Raw genomic sequence first — 16,140 nt, 5'->3', positions numbered from 1 at the left:
GCGGGGCAGGCTGGCGCCGTGGTTTTCCACGCTCTTGGCGGTCTGCGGGGCGGATCCTACAGCGCTACCAGAAGCACTGCCGTCCAGTGGCAGAGGAATGCCAGAATGGTGCAGGCATGGAACAGCTCGTGGAAACCGAAAACAGCAGGCAGCGGGTTGGGGCGTTTGAGGGCGTAGAAGACCGCGCCGACGGTATAGGCAAGCCCGCCCGCAACGATCAGGATCATCACCGCGGGGTTGGCCGCCCAAAATGCCGGCAGATACATGACAGCGCCCCATCCCAGCAGGATGTAGAGGCTGACGCCAACCCAGCGAGGAGCCCAGGGCCAGAACGACTTGACCGCGATTCCGGACAGCGCCCCGACCCAGATGATCGACAGCACGATGGTCGTCTGCTTTGCCGGAAGCGTCAGGGCGGCGACGGGAGTATAGGTTCCGGCAATCAGCAGGAAGATGTTCGCGTGGTCAGCTCGGCGGAACAGCCCCATGATCTTGTCGGTCCAATTGCCCCGATGGTACAAGGCAGAGGTGCCGAACAGGGTGATGGAGCTCAGCGCGAAGACGGCAGTGGTCCATTCGGCCAATTGCCCGTCCGCCAGGACGATGAGCAGCAGGCCCATGATGATGACGCCCGGGGTAGACCACGCGTGAATGAGTCCCCGCCACCGTGTCCTCTCCGTGCCTTGGACTGCGGCTTGTCGAAGTGGACGTTTCGGCTGCTTGTCAGCGGACAGCGTTGGCGGAGTCATGCGGATCCTTCTGGTCTTTCGGGCGTATTTCCCGATTGATTGCAGTTTACGGCACCACACTGGCAACGTGCTGTGGCGGGGAAGCCGCACTGCTCAAGGCCCCGAGGGGCGCAAAATGAACAGCCGTTCCGTGAAGATGTCACCACCGTTCGCTGGTTGTCGGCGGCGTTGGCTAAACTCTGTCGTGGCTGGGGAATTCTTCGTCCATCGGCAAAGACGAACGAGTTGTGGCCGTGCCCGATCTGGGCAACATCACTCGCATTGCAAGAATGGGGAATTATGCTGCGCCGTTTTTTGGCCACAGTATCAGTGAGCGCGTTGGTGCTCGTCGGTTGTTCTGCTCCCGAAACGGGAACACGCACCACGGCGGAGGCTTCCGGGGAGCCCGCGATTGCATCGGTGCAACCGCTTGATCTGGATCTGGTGTCAACGAAATCCAAGGCGGTCAAGCCCGGCGCAAAGCTCGATGGAACCAAGGCGTTGACTGTCCTGAATACGCTGCCGGTGAAGGGCAAGGCACCGGCGACGGGGTACAACCGCAATACCAAGTTCGGCAATGGCTGGAAGGACTTCGACAAGGACAAGTGCGACGAGCGCCAGGAAGCCCTGTCGCGAGACATGTCCAAGGTGAAGTTCAAGGACAAGAAGAAGTGCACCGTGGCTTCGGGGACCTTGAACGACTTGTACACCGGCAGGCAGATCAACTGGAAGGTCAAGTCCGGTTCGGTGGATATCGATCATGTGGTCGCGTTGAAGAACGCGTGGATTTCGGGCGGACAGCAACTCTCGCAGGCCCAGCGCCAGGCCCTTGCCAATGATCCGCTGAACCTGATCGCAGCCGACGCCTCGGCGAACCGCCAGAAGGGCGACAAGAATGCCGCCGAATGGCTTCCCAAGAACAAGTCCTTCCGCTGCCAGTACGTGGCTACCCAAATCAGCGTGAAGAAGAAGTACGCGCTCTCGGTGACCTCGGCCGAAAAGAAGGCCATGAGCAAGGTCTTGGATTCCTGCAAGAACCAGAAGGCTGCCAAGGTCACCCCGATCAAGCCCGCTGGTTCCTCGAAGTCGACCACGTCCTCCAAGCCCAAGGCGCCGGGCACAGTGAAGGTCACAGTTTCTCCCGGAGCATTCTGCAAGGGCGCAGACAAGGGCAAGAGGGGCAAGTCGAAGGCCGGTAAAACCTACACGTGCAAGTCCTCGAAGAGCGAAAGCCGTTTGCGCTGGCGCGTATAACTGAGCTCATCCCGGTCCCGTAGCCGGGCACGCAACGACCCGCAGGTCGGCGAATGCTGCCGTTCCTGCGGGTCGCTGTGTTTAATCAGTGGGCCGTGCGCTTGGTGACCAGCCCCCAGATCAGAAGGACTACCAGAGCGCCGGCGATAGCCAGCAGCCACGTTGACAGGTCCCAGAAGTTTTCGAGGCCCTTGTCGAACATCACGCTGCCGAGCCATCCGCCGAGCACGGCGCCGACGACTCCCAAGAGGAGGGTTGCGATCCAACCTCCGCCTTGCTTGCCGGGCAGGATGGCCTTTGCGATGGCACCGGCGATTAGTCCTAGAAGAATGAAGCCTAAGAATCCCATTGTGCACTCCCATGCTTTTGATTCGTAGCCGTCGGTTCTGACTGGCTTGTTCGTGACGATACCCCTCACTAAATGAAATGGTCTGCACGGGGCATGAACTTCTCAGAAATCCCCAAGGATCTGTGCCCAAGTCGCCGCCAGCGATGGAGGAAGTCCAGAAGATACGTCGCTGACCAGTAGGGATTCGATTGGCTTTGATTCACGCCGAGAACTTGCTTGACATCACATGGGTTGACTTTTAGTCTATATAAATATGATTTTATGAATCACTGGATCACTAAAGTCTGATTACAGTATTCATGCACAACGGAGTGACACATGACTGAACTGATCCCTCCCATCGTGGTGATGGGTGTTTCTGGCAGCGGCAAGTCGACCATCGGCGACCTGCTGGCCCGCCGACTGGAGCGAGCCTTCATTGACGGGGACTCGCTGCACCCGCAGTCCAACAGGAACAAGATGGCCGCCGGCCACGCATTGGACGACGCGGACCGGGCGCCATGGCTTGAAATCATCGGAGTGAAGCTGGCCGAGACCAATCAGGTCGGCGCCCCAATCGTGCTGGCCTGCTCGGCGTTGAAACGTTCCTACCGGGACCAAATCCGGGCCCACGAACCCTCCACCCTGTTTGTGCACCTTTCCGGCGGCAAGTCCCTGATCGGGGAACGCATGTCGGGGCGCGAGCACGAATTCATGCCAGCCTCGCTGCTCACGAGCCAGCTGGCCACGCTGGAAGAGCCCGACGGCGACGAGCGGGTGATCACCGCGGACATCACGCAGACCCCCGCGCAGATCGTCGACGGACTGCTCGCAGCTCTGGCCGCACCAACCTCCTAGGCTATTGAGCCTGCACCCCACCCCTCACGCTCGACTTGATCAAGGACGACAATGACAACTGAGCTCGAACTCAACTGGACGCTGGGCACCCCGGCGCTCCTCGCCCTGGCGGCGGTGGCCATCGGCGTGCTGCTGGTGCTGATCATCCGCTTCCGCGTCCACGCCTTCCTGGCGCTGGTCATCACCAGCCTGTTGACGGCGATCGCCGCAGGCATCCCGGCCGGCTCCATCATCTCCACGATGACCGGCGGCTTCGGCAGCACCCTGGCCAGCGTGGCCCTGCTGGTGGGCCTGGGCGCCATGCTCGGGCGCATGCTGGAGACCAGCGGCGGCGCCGATGTGATGACCAACTGGCTCATCGGCAAGTTCGGCGAGAAGCGCGCGCCGCTGGCGCTGTCGGTGGCGTCGCTGCTTTTCGGCTTCCCGATCTTCTTCGACGCCGGCCTGGTCGTCATGCTGCCGATCATCTTCACCGTGGCCCGCCGCCTGGGCGGTTCGCTGCTCTTCTACGCGATCCCTGCTGCCACCGCATTCTCCGTGATGCACATCTTCGTTCCGCCGCACCCGGGTCCGGTGGCCGCCTCCGGCCTGCTGGAAGCCAACGTCGGCCTGGTATTGCTGCTGGGCCTGCTGGTCGCCATTCCCACCTGGTTCTTCGCAGGCCACCTCTTCGGCAAGTTCGTGGGCAAGAAGTTTGACATCGCAGTCCCGAACATCCTGGACGCCGCGCTGGGCGGCACCAAGCCGGGCGAGCCGGATCCGTTCAAGTCCTCGCCGTCGGTGGGCACCGTGTTCAGCCTGCTGCTGCTCCCGCTGCTGCTGATCTTCATGAACACCGGCCTGAACATGCTCGGCACCGCCGGAGTGGTCGATCCGAAGGCCGACTGGGTGCAGTGGCTGCGCCTGTTCGGCGAGACCCCGGTGGCGCTGTTGATCACCGTGATGCTGGCGATTTACCTGTTGGGCTTCCGCACCGGCAAGGCCAAGACCCTGATCGAGACCGTCGTCGATTCGGCGCTGGGCCCGGTGTGCTCGATCATCCTGATCACCGGCGCCGGCGGCATGTTCGGCGGCGTGTTGCGCGCCAGCGGCATCGGCACGGCCATCGCGGACTCGCTGGAATCGGTGGGCCTGCCGCTGATCATCGCCGGCTTCCTGATCGCTGCGATCGTGCGACTGGCGCAGGGCTCGGCCACCGTGGCGCTGACCACCGCGGCAGCCATCGTGCAGCCGGCGGTGCTGGCCGACGCGTCGTTGACCGCCTTCCAGATCGCCACCATGGTGCTCGCGCTGGCGGCCGGCTCGGTCTTCGCCGGGCACGTCAACGATTCGGGGTTCTGGCTGGTGTCGCGCTTCATGCAGATGGACGTGCCGACCACCCTGCGCGTGTGGACCGTGGGCCAGGCGCTGGTCTCCGTCGTCGGCTTCGCCTTCGTGATGGTGCTCTACGGCATCGCCACCGTGCTGGCCTGATCGGGTCGGCTCCGCTCTAACGCCGCGATCCCGCTGTCGGCACCTTGCATGGTGCCGGCAGCGGGATCGCTGTGTGTTTCAGGTGCCGATTAGCTGGTTTTCCCCGGGTCCACGAACAGGCGCGGCTCGTTCTCCCACAGGCTGGAAATCTCGTTGTGCGTGCGGCGCATGATGCTTTCCATGTTGCGCCGGGCCGCGGCCGGGTCCGAGTTGGAAATCGCGTCGGCCACCGACTGGTGCCACAGCAGCGCCTCCTCGTGGGGGCGTTCGGGCATCAGCCCCAGTTCGGTGCGGCCGCGCAGGATCGCCCCGACCGGGGTGGCCAGGTTGGCGAACATCTCGTTACCGCTGGCGGCGAGCACCAGCGCGTGGAAGCGGATGTCGAGTTCGAGGAAGCGGCGCAAATCGCCCTGGCGTCCGTAGTGGTTCATCTGCGCCGAGATCAGCATCAGTTCCTTGCGCATTTCCTCCGGGGCGACCTCGGCGGCCAGCTCGGCTGCCATCGGTTCCACGGAGATGCGCAGTTCGGTCAGCGAGCGCAGCTGTGCGCCCTTGTGGTCGCTGGCCAGTCGCCAGCGGATCACGTGGTCGTCGTACGGATTCCAATGCTCGGCGCTGAGCACCCGGATTCCGACGCGTTTGGTGCTGTTGACCAGGCCGCACTGGGCCAGGACCCGCACCGCCTCGCGGATCACCGAACGGGACACCTGGAGCTTCTGCTCCAGCTCGGCGGCCAGGATGATGGAGCCGCGGGGAATTTGTCCGCTGACGATGCGGGAGCCGAGATGCTCAACCACATGAGCGTGCAGACTAGTTGCCATGACGCCAGTTTAGCCAATGGGCGGATGGTATCGGCCATCGCGGCCCCCGGCGCGCGTAAACAAATATGTTTTAAGTGCGTGCGTGCGCTGGGAATCGCCTCGCGAACCCTTGTAAGATGGGAGGGTCACGTGGTCGTGATCTGAGACCGTGACTGTCCCGGTCTCTGTTCCCGGCCCACCTCCCGGTAATTGATGGAGACTTATTTTTATGCCTGCACAGATTGGTGTCACAGGTCTGGCCGTGATGGGTGCGAACCTCGCTCGCAACTTCGCGCGCAACGGATACACCGTCGCCCTGCACAACCGTTCGGTAGCCAAGACCGACGCGCTGCTTGAGGCCCACGGCGATGAAGGGGACTTCATCCGCACCGAATCCTTGGAAGAGCTTGTCGCGAACCTCGAGTCCCCGCGCCGTGTGATGATCATGGTCAAGGCCGGCGGCCCGGTCGACTCCGTGATCGACCAGCTGGTTCCGCTGCTGGACGAGGGTGACATCATCATCGACGGCGGCAACTCGCACTACACCGATACCCGCCGCCGCGAAGCCTCGCTGGCCGAGAAGGGCCTGCACTTCGTCGGCGTCGGCGTCTCCGGCGGCGAAGAGGGCGCGCTGCTCGGCCCATCGATCATGCCCGGCGGCTCGGCCGAATCCTACAAGGCCCTGGGCCCGATGCTGGAGAAGATCTCCGCCAAGGCCGACGACGGTGCGCCATGCTGCACCTGGATCTCCACCGACGGCGCCGGCCACTTCGTGAAGATGGTGCACAACGGCATCGAGTACGCCGACATGCAGGTCATCGGCGAAGCCTACGACCTGCTGCGCAGCGCCGCGGGCATCGAGCCGGCCGCGCAGGCGCAGATCTTCGCCGACTGGAACACCGGCGAGCTGTCCAGCTTCCTGATTGAAATCACCGCCGAGGTGCTGGGCCACACCGACGCCGCCACCGGCAAGCCGCTGATCGACGTCATCCAGGACTCCGCGGGCCAGAAGGGCACCGGCCGCTGGACCGTGCAGTCCGGCCTGGACCTGGGCTCCCCGGTCTCCGCCATCGCCGAATCCGTCTTCGCCCGCTCGCTGTCCTCGCAGCGCGAGATCCGCGCCGTGGGCCAGTCGGCCCTGGCCGGCGAAACCACCGAGGTCGCGCTGCCGGAGAACTTCGTCGAGGACGTGCGCCAGGCGCTGTTCGCCTCGAAGCTGGTTTCCTACGCCCAGGGCATCGACATGCTCACCTCGGCCGCCGCCGAGTACAACTGGGAGCTGAAGCTGGACGAGATCGCCGGCCTGTGGCGCGAGGGCTGCATCATCCGCGCCGCCCTGCTCAAGGACATCATGGCCGCCTACAAGTCCGGTGCGCAGCCTGCGAACCTGCTGTTCACCCCGGCCTTCTCCGAGGCCATCGCCAAGGCCGTTCCGGCCTGGCGCCGCGTGGTGTCGATCGCCGTGCAGCTGGGCATCCCGGCGCCGGTGTTCTCCTCGTCGCTGGCCTACTACGACGGCCTGCGCCGCGACCGCCTGCCGGCGGCCTTGACCCAGGGCCTGCGCGACTTCTTCGGCGCGCACACCTACCGCCGCACCGACAAGGACGGCACCTTCCACACCCTGTGGAGCGGCGACCGTTCCGAGATCGAAGCCGAAGACACCCACTAGGTCTTCGAGCGCTGGATGCCGGCCGGGCAGGGGAACCACTTCCTTTGCCCGGCCGGCTTTTTCCTGTGCCCGGCGAGCGCCGCCGGCCCTGCGGATCCTGTCACAGCCGGGGCGGGGGATTCATACGTGCGGCTTTTGCGCTGAACAGAGACGTCACAGCCTGGGGGAAAAGAATGGGTGCAACCCCTTCAATTCCCCGAGGATGAGCCCCATGACGTTCCCGTTCCGACCCAAGGCCCTGGCATCGGTGGCGGTTCTGGCCCTGGCCGCGGCCCTGGCCGGCTGCTCCGCAGGGTCGACCAAAACCGTGTCCGAAGTGACTGGCAACACCACCTTCCAAAGCGCGGCGGTGCCCAGCAGCTCGCCCGACAGAAGCACCGCTGCACCCGGGGAGGTCACCGAGGACACCCACTTCGACGCCCGGGACCTGAAGTGGGACGCGGCCGCCGAAACCACGCTCACGCTGGCCGATTCCGGCTCCCTCGCCGAGGGCGCGAATGCAGCGGCGGTCTCGGTCTCCGGCGGCACCGTGAGAATCAGCGCGGCGGGCACCTACCGGGTCTCCGGGACGCTCGGCGACGGGCAGCTGGTGGTGGATGCCCCCGCAAAGGACCCGGTGCGGATCATCCTGGACGGCGCGCAGATTGCGTCCTTTACGGGACCCGCCATCCTGGTCAACGAGGCGGACGAGGTGCTGCTGCATCTGGCGCAGGGGTCGTCGAACGCGGTCAGCGACGCACCCGACTACGCCGACACGGGCGCGGACGCGCCGAACGCTGCGATCTACTCCATGGCTGACCTGGCCATCGCCGGCGAGGGCGCATTGACCGTGGAGGGCAACTACCAGGACGGCATCGCCAGCAAGGGCGGGCTGGTGCTTGATTCCGGGCGGGTCACGGTGGCCGCGGCGGACGACGGGATCAAGGGCAAAAACTACGTGCTGGTGCTCGGCGGGAACTGCACCGTGACCGCCGCCGGGGACGGCATCGGCTCCACCAACGACACCGATGCCGACCGCGGCTGGCTGCACCAGTACGCCGGACAGCTCACCGTCTCCGCGGGGGATGACGGGCTGAAGGCGCAGACGGCGTTGAGCATCAGCGGCGGCACCGCCGTGGTCAGCGATTCGACCGAAGCGCTGGAAGCCGCCGACATCCACATTTCCGGCGGTACCGTCGATGCCACGGCCAGCGACGACGGGCTGAACGCCGCGGGCGCCGCCTCGCCCCTGGGCGGCGGGGGAGGCGCAGAACAGGCCGGCGACGTCCACCTGGCCATCTCCGGCGGCAGCGTGACAGTTCATGCCGAGGGCGACGGGCTGGACTCCAACGGCGACATCGCGATTTCCGGCGGGCAGATCGTGGTGAACGGGCCGGCCGCCGGCGGCAACGGTTCCAACGACGCGAACGGGGACGTTGCCGTCACCGGCGGGGTGCTGGCGGCCGCGGGCAGCGATTCGATGGCCCAGGGGCTGGGCGGATCCTCCACCCAGGGCGGGCTGCAGGTCTCGCTGGGATCCGCGGTTCCCGCGGGCACCGCGATCCAGGTTGCGGACTCGGCCGGGAAGCTCGTTGCCACGTTCGTCGCCAGCAAGCCGACCGGGAACCTGGTGTATTCGGCCAAGGACATCGAGAACGGCCGGAGCTACACGATTTCCACCGGCGGCAGCGCAGAGGAGGCGGCCGGGCTCGGCGCCGGGAGCCTGGACGGGGCCGTGCCGGTGGCGACGGTCACCGCGGGGCAGTACGCCTCCGGCCTGGGCGGCGGGCCCGGCGGGCGCTGACCCTACGCCTGCGCCCTGGCCAGCCGCCGGGCCGACTCGACCAGCCGGGCCGCCTCGGCGGGGCTGATGCGGACCAGCGCGAAGGCCGCGACCACCAATCCGGTGACCGCATCTGCCAGCAGCGCAAGACGCTGGCCGGCCAGTCCCGGGACGGCGGCCTGCAGCCCGCGGGAGAATGCGGCGTGCAATTCACCGCGGTAGGCGCAGATTGCCTGGCTGACGTGTTCATCGCTGGCGATCGGGGCGTTGGCGCTGTTGATCAGCAGGCACCCGTTGGCCGCCGGCAGCGATTCGGGCTTCTGGAAAATGGCCTGCGTCGCCGCCAGGTACTCGTCCAGCGCCTGGGCGGCGACGTCGCCTCCGGCCAGGGCCGCGAGCCGCGGCCGGACCACCTCGTCCAGGTAGCTGTCGACCGCCGCATCGAACAGCCCGCGCTTGGAGCCGAAGGAGTTGTAGATGCTCGATCGGCTCAACCCGGTGGCGGCTTCCAGCTCGGGGATGGCGGCCGATTCGTAGCCGCGGGACCAGAAAACAGCACGCGCCTGGCGCACCACCTCGGCGCGGTCGAAGGCCAGTGTTCGAGCCATCACAGTCCTTTCCCTTTTCGTAACGACCATTTCAGTATATATTGAAATGGTCGTTACAGAAATAGGTTCGCGGCGGCGGCCGCCGAGGGAAGGACGCAGCCATGATGCTCGCCTCGCAGTTCCTGGCGCTGTTGGCCGCGCTGCTGCACGTATACATCTTCGCGCTCGAAACGCTGTGGTGGGAACGCCCTGCCACACGCAAGGTCTTCGGCACCAGCGCCGCGGACGCCCGCGCCACCCGGACCCTGGCCTTCAACCAGGGCTTCTACAACCTGTTCCTGGCGCTCGCCGTGCTCGCAGGGCTGGCCTTCCAGCTCGCGGGGCAGCTGGCCGTGGGATCCACGCTGGTTTTCACGGGCCTTGGCTCCATGCTGCTCGCTGCCCTGGTGCTGGGCATTTCCAGCCCCGAAAAATCCTCGACCGCCCTGAAGCAGGGTGCGCTGCCGCTGCTGGGGCTCATCGCGCTGGCGCTCGGACTGCTCCGCTAGGGAGCCTATCGACTCGCCGATCGGGGCATCCTCCGGATCGCTCCACTACAGAAAGGGCACACCAACCCATGGACAACACCACCAGCACCCAGATCCTGCTCGCCTCCCGCCCGGCCGGCTGGCCCTCCGAAGAGAACTTCGAGGTCCGCACCGTCGAGCTGCCCGCCATGGCCGACGGCCAGGTGCGGGTGCGCAACGAGTTCATCTCGGTGGACCCCTACATGCGCGGCCGCATGAACGACACGCGCTCCTATGTCGCCCCGTACCAGATCGGCGAACGGATCGCCGGCGGCGCCGTCGGCCGGGTTGTCGCCTCCGCCGCGCAGCAGCTGCCCGTCGGCACGCTGGTCACCCACCAGCACGGCTGGTCGGACACCGTGCAAGCCGCGGCGGAAACCTTCACCCCGGTGCCCGAGATCCCCGGCGTGCCCAGCTCGCTGCGCCTGCACATGATGGGCATGACCGGGCTGACCGCGTGGGTGGGGCTGACCGTGGTCGCCGGGATGAAGGAGGGGGACACCGTCTTCATCTCCGGCGCCGCCGGGGCCGTGGGCACCGCCGCCGGGCAGATCGCCCGCCTGCTGGGCGCCAAGCGCGTCATCGGCTCCGCCGGCAGCCCCGAGAAGGTCGAGCTGCTCACGCAGAAGTACGGCTACGACGCCGCCTTCAACTACAAGGACGGGGATGTCGCCGGCCAGCTGGCCGCGATGGCGCCCGAGGGCATCGACGTGTTCTTCGACAACGTCGGCGGCGAGCACCTGGAAGCGGCGCTGGGAGCCTTCAACGACGGCGGCCGCGCCGCGCTGTGCGGTGCGATTTCCAGCTACAACACCACCCAGGCTCCCGTCGGGCCGCGCAACATGGCGAACCTGATCACCCGCGGCCTGAAGCTGCAGGGCTTCACCCTGTCCAACTACCTGCAGCATGCGCCGGAGTTCGGTCAGCGCATGGGCCAGTGGTTCACCGAAGGCAAGATCGCCTACGACGAGACGATCGTGGACGGAATCGAAAACACCGTTGAGGCGTTCATCGCGATGATGCAGGGGGCGAACACCGGCAAGATGCTGGTGCGCATCTAGCACCTGGCCTGGGCGCAGTGCCGGTCGTGGGAAACTGGGAGCATGACTGGTCCCGAAGAAAACCTCTGGCTTGCCGCACTCCGCAACAACCCCGACCACGCGGCGGACTACGCCGAACGCTGGCGCGGATTCATCGCGCAGGGCCGCGACATCCACGGCGAGGCCCGGATGATCGACGCCATGGCCGACCGCGGCGCGCGCATCCTGGACGCGGGCTGCGGCACCGGTCGCATCGGCGGCTGGCTGGCCGAGCACGGCCACCGCGTGCTGGGTGTGGACCTGGATGCGCAGCTGATCCAGGTGGCCCGCGAAGACTATCCGTTCGTGCGCTGGCTGCAGGGCAACCTGGCCGACTTCACCCTGCCCGAGGGGCCGGGGGAGCTGACCGAGTTCGACCTGGTGGTCTGCGCCGGCAATGTGCTCACCTTCCTGTCCGCCGGCGAGCGCCTCCCGGCGCTGGCCCGGCTGCGCGGGCGCCTGGCCGAGGGCGGCCGGCTGGTGGTGGGCTTCGGCGCCGGCCGCGGCTACGAGTTCGCGGACTTCCGCGCCGACGCCGCGCACGCCGGGCTGTCTGTGGACCAGGAATACTCCACCTGGCAACTGCACGCGCCGAACGACGACTTCCTGGTCGCGGTGCTCAGCGCCGCCTAGCCGGGCAACCGGGTCGCCGCGTGCGCAGGAGCTGGAAGGGCGGCGACCGTTGTCGCCGTCCCGGGCCTCCCGACTGGATTCCACCACCTGTGCCAGGAGCCGGGCGCGCTGCCAATCACCACGTGGGAGCATCGGCAGGAGACTCCTTGGAAACCACGGCTTCACGGGCGGAGCAAGCTTTTAATCTGGAATCGCCTAGGGTGATCGCCCGCCGCACGGCGCGCCAGCTCGCCGCGCGGGCCATGTCGCGACCACGCTGACTGCTCAGGCAGTGATCATCGCCATGTGCTACGCCGGCTCGATGCGCAACGCCGAACCGCGCATGATGCCCCGGTCTCCGATGAAGCAGGCAAGCACGGCACGGAGCTCTTGCATTGCGTAGGCGGCACCGCCGACGAATCCGCGTGGCATCCTGAGTCCATTCAAATCTGCGATGTCGCGCTCGCCGACGCGCCATTCGATGACGGTGCGACCCGTGTCCTCGAAGTTCGGCATGTCAATGAAGATGCCCCACGGCGTCAGGTGCGCGTCGTAGCCGAGGTCGTCCACGAGAAAATCGACGACCTGCTGCCGCTTGAAAGTCTCCATCATTTGAGTATATGGCTTTTGGCAACGCATGGCGCCGCAATGCGCCCTACCCGCAGTCCGTCCCGGCGCCCTGGGCAACAACGAGCGGGGCTGCGTGCGGGCCAGTTTCTGCGCAGCCGGACGTCCACGCCTACGCCTTCACGTAGGCGGCCAGGTGCTGGCCGGTGAGCGTGTCCGCGGCCGCCAGCTGCGCCGGGGTGCCTTCGAAGACGATGCTGCCGCCGTCGTGGCCGGCGCCCGGGCCCAGGTCGATGACCCAGTCCGCGTGGGCGATGACCGCCAGGTGGTGCTCGATCACGATCACGGTGTTGCCTTCGTCGACCATCTCATCCAGCAGCGCCAGCAGCCGCTGCACGTCGGCCAGGTGCAGGCCGGTGGTCGGTTCGTCCAGCACGTAGGTGCCCGCGCCCTTGCCCAGGTTGATCGCCAGCTTCAGGCGCTGGCGCTCGCCGCCCGAGAGCGTATTCAGCGGCTGGCCGAGCTTCAGGTAGCCCAGCCCCACCTGGTTCAGCCGCACCAGCATCGGCGCGGCCTTCTTGATCTTCAGCCGCGCCGCGGCTTCCTCGATGCTCAGATCCAGCACCTGGGCGATGTTCAGCCCCTCGAAGGTGTATTCCAGCACCTCGGCCTTGTAGCGCCTGCCCTCGCAGATCTCGCAGGGCAGCGCCACCCCGGCCATGGACACCAGGTCCGTGTAGGTGAAGCCCACGCCGCCGCAGTGCTCGCAGGCGCCCTCCGAGTTCGCGCTGAACAGCGCCGGCTTCACCCCGTTGGCCTTCGCGAAGGCCGCCCGGATGGGCTCCAGCAGCCCGGTGTAGGTGGCGGGGTTGGAGCGGCGCGAGCCGCGGATCGCCGACTGGTCCACCACCGCCACGTCCTCGCGCTTGGAGATCGTGGAGTGGATCAGCGAGGACTTGCCCGAGCCGGCCACCCCGGTGACAGCGCACAGCACCCCGGTGGGCACGTCGACGTCCACGTTTTTCAGGTTGTGCAGGTGCGCCCCGCGGATCGCCAGCGGCGCTCCTTTCTGGCGCACCGCATCCTTCAGCGGGATCCGGGTGGAGAAGTGCCGGCCGGTCAGCGTGCCGCTGGCCAGCAGCCCGGGCACATCCCCGCTGTAGGTGACTTCTCCGCCGTGCACCCCGGCCCCCGGGCCCAGGTCGATCACGTGGTCGGCGATCTTGATGACCTCGGGCTTGTGCTCGACCACCAGCACGGTGTTGCCCTTGTCGCGCAGGTCTTCCAGCAGCCGGTTCATCCGCGCGATGTCATGCGGGTGCAGGCCCACGGTGGGTTCGTCGAACACGTAGGTGACATCCGACAGCGCGCTGCCCAGATGGCGGATCATCTTCACGCGCTGCGCCTCGCCGCCGGACAGCGTCCCGGCCGGGCGGTCCAGGCAGAGGTAGCCCAGGCCGATCTGCACCATCGCCTGGAGCACCGCGGTGAGGTTGGCCAGCAGGGGAGCGGCGGCCGGGATGTCCAGCCGTTCCAGCTGGGCCAGCAGGTCGGTCACCTGCAGCGCGGCCATGTCCGCGATGCCCAGCTGGTTGATCTTCGAGGCGCGGGCCTTCTCTCCCAGCCGCGAACCGCCGCAGGCCGAGCAGGGCGCGGTGGTGGAGATGCGGTCGATCCAGTCGCGGATGTGCGCCTGCTTGATCTCGCGCCCCGAATGGATGTAGTTGGACTTGATGCGGGTGACCAGCCCGGAGTAGCTCATGTTCGCGCCGTTCAGCTTCACCTTGCCGGGCTGGTCGTAGAGCAGCCGCTCCAGCATCGCCTGGGGCATCTCGCGCAGCCTCACGCCCAGGTCCGCCTGGGTGCCGGCGGTCAGCGTCTGCCACAGCCAGGCGCCGGGGGCGAAGTTCGGGGCGGTGATCGCGCCCTCGTTCAGGGTCTTGTCCCAGTCCAGCAGCTCATCGAGGTCGATGCTCGCCTCGGTGCCGAAGCCCTCGCACACCGCGCAGGCGCCCTCGCCCAGGTTGAAGGAGTACGCCCCGGCGCCGCCGGCGCTGGGCTCCGAATAGCGCGAGTAGAGCACGCGCAGCAGCGAGTAGGCGTCGGTGGCGGTGCCCACCGTGGAGCGGGAGTTCGCGCCCATGCGCTCCTGGTCCACCACGATCGCCGCGGACAGGTTTTCCAGCACCTCCACGTCGGGGCGCGGCATGGAGGGCATGAAGGTCTGGATGAACGCGGTGTAGGTCTCGTTGATCAGCCGCTGGGATTCGGCGGCGATGGTGCCGAAGACCAGGGAGGACTTGCCCGAGCCGGAGACCCCGGTGAAGGCGGTGATGCGGCGCTTGGGGATGTCGGCGTCCACGCCCTTCAGGTTGTTCTCGCGGGCCTGGCGCACGCGGATGGTGTCATGGGTGTCTGCGGGGTGCTGGGTCATGGAAACCAGCCTACTTAAATCCGCCCCTGCGCGGGGGAATTTCGGTGCACCCCGGCCACCCTCTATCATTGTTGGGTGCGCTGCGACACAATCCGCGGGCGCACCGCATCGCTCCGTCCCCCTCACCCCAAAGGATCATCATGAAGCTGCTGAAATCGATACCGCTGCTGGGATGGATAGTCCTGGCCATCGTGGCCGGCATACTGCTGGGCCCGGTGATGCCGCTCTGGCTGGGCAGCGTCTTCCTCACCTACAACTCGATCTTCTCCGGCGTCCTGGGCTTCGTGGTGCCCCTGATCATCTTCGGCCTGGTCGCCCCGGCCATCGCGGAGCTCGGCAAGGGCGCCGGCAAGTGGCTGGGCATCACCGCGGTCGTCGCCTACGGCTCCACCCTGGCCGCCGGCCTGCTGGCGTACTTCACCAGCATCTGGCTGTTCCGCGGCCCGCTGTCCGGCGGAGGCGTGGAAGCCATCACCGAGGGCGAGGGGTCCGGCTTCGAAGCCTTCGTGACCCTGAGCGCCTCCGCGTCGGGCTCCGCCACTGAGATCGTGCTGCCGCCGGTCTTCCCGGTGATGACCGCGCTGGTGCTGGCCTTCATGGTCGGCGTGGGCATCACCTCCTTCCACTCCAAGGTGCTGTTCCGCGGCGTCGTCGAATTCCGCGCGATCATCGAGGGCGTCATCCGCCGCATCATCGTCCCGGCACTGCCGCTGTTCATCTTCGGCATCTTCCTGGACCTCTCCGCCAGCGGCTCGGCCGTCGTGGTGATCCAGAAGTTCCTGCTGGTCGCCGTGGTCTCCTTCGCGCTGACCCTGGTGGTGCTGCTGCTGCAGTACGCCATCGCCGGTTCGATGAACAAGCAGAACCCGCTCAAGGCGCTGTGGAACATGCGCGACGCCTACTTCACCGCGCTGGGCACCTCGTCCTCCGCGGCCACCATCCCGGTCACCCTGGCCTCCACCAAGAAGAACAAGGTTTCCGATTCCGTGGCAGGCTTCGTGGTGCCGCTGTGCGCCACCATCCACCTGTCCGGCTCGATGGTCAAGATCACCTGCTTCTCCATCGCGGTGCTGCTGCTCACCGGCGGCAACGTCGCCTTCGGCGCCTACCTGCCGTTCATCCTAATGCTCGGCGTCATGATGATCGCCGCCCCGGGCGTCCCCGGCGGCGCGATCGCCGCGGCCGCCGGCCTGCTGCAGACCATGCTGGGCTTCGGCGAGGTCGAGGTCGGCCTGATGTTCGCCGCCTACATCGCGCTGGACTCCTTCGGCACCGCGACCAACGTGACCGGCGACGGCGCGATCGCGATGATCATGAACAAGCTGACCCGCGGAAAGCTCGGCGCCCAGGCGCAGGACCCTTCCGACGAGTCCGTGGAACTGCTCGAAGGCCAGAAGCCCTCGCACCTGCTCGGCGAGTAGCCTCCCCGCACCAACGGCACAGCGCCGGTACCCACTGGGTA

At 66.7% G+C, this 16,140-nt stretch carries 15 protein-coding genes; 9 read left to right on the top strand and 6 right to left on the bottom strand.

Annotated features, from left to right (window positions below; genetic code table 11):
- Positions 1-56: 56 nt before the first annotated feature.
- Positions 57-749, bottom strand: a complete 693-nt coding sequence (gene trhA / locus IEY43_RS06380) for a PAQR family membrane homeostasis protein TrhA (protein WP_188947780.1) — start codon at positions 747-749, stop codon at positions 57-59.
- A gap of 399 nt (positions 750-1,148) precedes the next feature.
- Between trhA and IEY43_RS06375 the strand changes: the two genes are divergently transcribed.
- Entirely contained in the window at positions 1,149-1,982 is an 834-nt protein-coding gene (locus tag IEY43_RS06375; protein WP_229777302.1) for an HNH endonuclease family protein, read from the top strand.
- A gap of 85 nt (positions 1,983-2,067) precedes the next feature.
- Here IEY43_RS06375 and IEY43_RS06370 read toward each other — a convergent pair whose 3' ends face one another.
- Positions 2,068-2,331 carry a GlsB/YeaQ/YmgE family stress response membrane protein gene (locus IEY43_RS06370; RefSeq protein WP_188947778.1) on the bottom strand — a complete coding sequence of 88 codons (264 nt, stop codon included), beginning with the start codon at positions 2,329-2,331 and terminating at the stop codon, positions 2,068-2,070.
- A gap of 318 nt (positions 2,332-2,649) precedes the next feature.
- On the opposite strand from IEY43_RS06370, the gene IEY43_RS06365 reads away from it, so the two are divergent.
- Entirely contained in the window at positions 2,650-3,168 is a 519-nt protein-coding gene (locus tag IEY43_RS06365; protein ID WP_188947777.1) for a gluconokinase, read from the top strand.
- Positions 3,169-3,219: 51 nt separating this feature from the next.
- Positions 3,220-4,641, top strand: coding sequence for a GntP family permease (locus IEY43_RS06360; protein ID WP_188947776.1), 1,422 nt, complete (start codon positions 3,220-3,222; stop codon positions 4,639-4,641).
- A gap of 89 nt (positions 4,642-4,730) precedes the next feature.
- Here the strand turns inward: IEY43_RS06360 and IEY43_RS06355 are convergent, their stop codons facing one another.
- Positions 4,731-5,462, bottom strand: coding sequence for a FadR/GntR family transcriptional regulator (locus IEY43_RS06355; RefSeq protein WP_188947775.1), 732 nt, complete (start codon positions 5,460-5,462; stop codon positions 4,731-4,733).
- Positions 5,463-5,670: 208 nt separating this feature from the next.
- Between IEY43_RS06355 and gnd the strand changes: the two genes are divergently transcribed.
- Both gnd and IEY43_RS06345 read left to right on the top strand, forming a co-directional pair.
- A complete protein-coding gene (gene gnd / locus IEY43_RS06350; RefSeq protein ID WP_188947774.1) occupies positions 5,671-7,110 on the top strand; it encodes an NADP-dependent phosphogluconate dehydrogenase in 1,440 nt (479 codons plus the stop codon).
- A 211-nt stretch (positions 7,111-7,321) separates the two neighbouring features.
- On the top strand, positions 7,322-8,893 hold the full coding sequence (locus IEY43_RS06345) for a carbohydrate-binding domain-containing protein (protein WP_188947773.1): 1,572 nt from the start codon (positions 7,322-7,324) through the stop codon (positions 8,891-8,893).
- Between the two features lie 2 nt (positions 8,894-8,895).
- Here the strand turns inward: IEY43_RS06345 and IEY43_RS06340 are convergent, their stop codons facing one another.
- Complete coding sequence (locus IEY43_RS06340) at positions 8,896-9,480, bottom strand: TetR/AcrR family transcriptional regulator (RefSeq protein ID WP_188947772.1); 585 nt, start codon at positions 9,478-9,480, stop codon at positions 8,896-8,898.
- 101 nt (positions 9,481-9,581) lie between these two features.
- Between IEY43_RS06340 and IEY43_RS06335 the strand changes: the two genes are divergently transcribed.
- The 3 genes from IEY43_RS06335 to IEY43_RS06325 all read left to right on the top strand — a co-directional run bounded on the left by IEY43_RS06335 (position 9,582) and on the right by IEY43_RS06325 (position 11,698).
- A complete protein-coding gene (locus IEY43_RS06335) occupies positions 9,582-9,968 on the top strand; it encodes a DUF1304 domain-containing protein (RefSeq protein ID WP_188947771.1) in 387 nt (128 codons plus the stop codon).
- 68 nt (positions 9,969-10,036) lie between these two features.
- Positions 10,037-11,047: an NADP-dependent oxidoreductase gene (locus IEY43_RS06330; RefSeq protein WP_188947770.1), complete on the top strand. Its 1,011-nt coding sequence runs from the start codon at positions 10,037-10,039 to the stop codon at positions 11,045-11,047.
- Between the two features lie 42 nt (positions 11,048-11,089).
- Positions 11,090-11,698: a class I SAM-dependent methyltransferase gene (locus IEY43_RS06325; RefSeq protein WP_188947769.1), complete on the top strand. Its 609-nt coding sequence runs from the start codon at positions 11,090-11,092 to the stop codon at positions 11,696-11,698.
- Between the two features lie 288 nt (positions 11,699-11,986).
- Here IEY43_RS06325 and IEY43_RS06320 read toward each other — a convergent pair whose 3' ends face one another.
- Positions 11,987-12,286 (bottom strand): hypothetical protein, encoded by a 300-nt coding sequence (locus IEY43_RS06320; RefSeq protein WP_188947768.1) that lies wholly within the window; start codon positions 12,284-12,286, stop codon positions 11,987-11,989.
- A gap of 130 nt (positions 12,287-12,416) precedes the next feature.
- Positions 12,417-14,678 (bottom strand): ATP-binding cassette domain-containing protein, encoded by a 2,262-nt coding sequence (locus IEY43_RS06315; protein ID WP_188947767.1) that lies wholly within the window; start codon positions 14,676-14,678, stop codon positions 12,417-12,419.
- 140 nt (positions 14,679-14,818) lie between these two features.
- Between IEY43_RS06315 and IEY43_RS06310 the strand changes: the two genes are divergently transcribed.
- Positions 14,819-16,099 carry a dicarboxylate/amino acid:cation symporter gene (locus tag IEY43_RS06310; RefSeq protein WP_188947766.1) on the top strand — a complete coding sequence of 427 codons (1,281 nt, stop codon included), beginning with the start codon at positions 14,819-14,821 and terminating at the stop codon, positions 16,097-16,099.
- Positions 16,100-16,140: the final 41 nt, after the last annotated feature.

The sequence above is a fragment of the Glutamicibacter protophormiae genome, assembly GCF_014647495.1.
Lineage (GTDB): Bacteria > Actinomycetota > Actinomycetes > Actinomycetales > Micrococcaceae > Glutamicibacter > Glutamicibacter protophormiae.
This window is presented reverse-complemented; position numbering and strand designations above follow the sequence as displayed.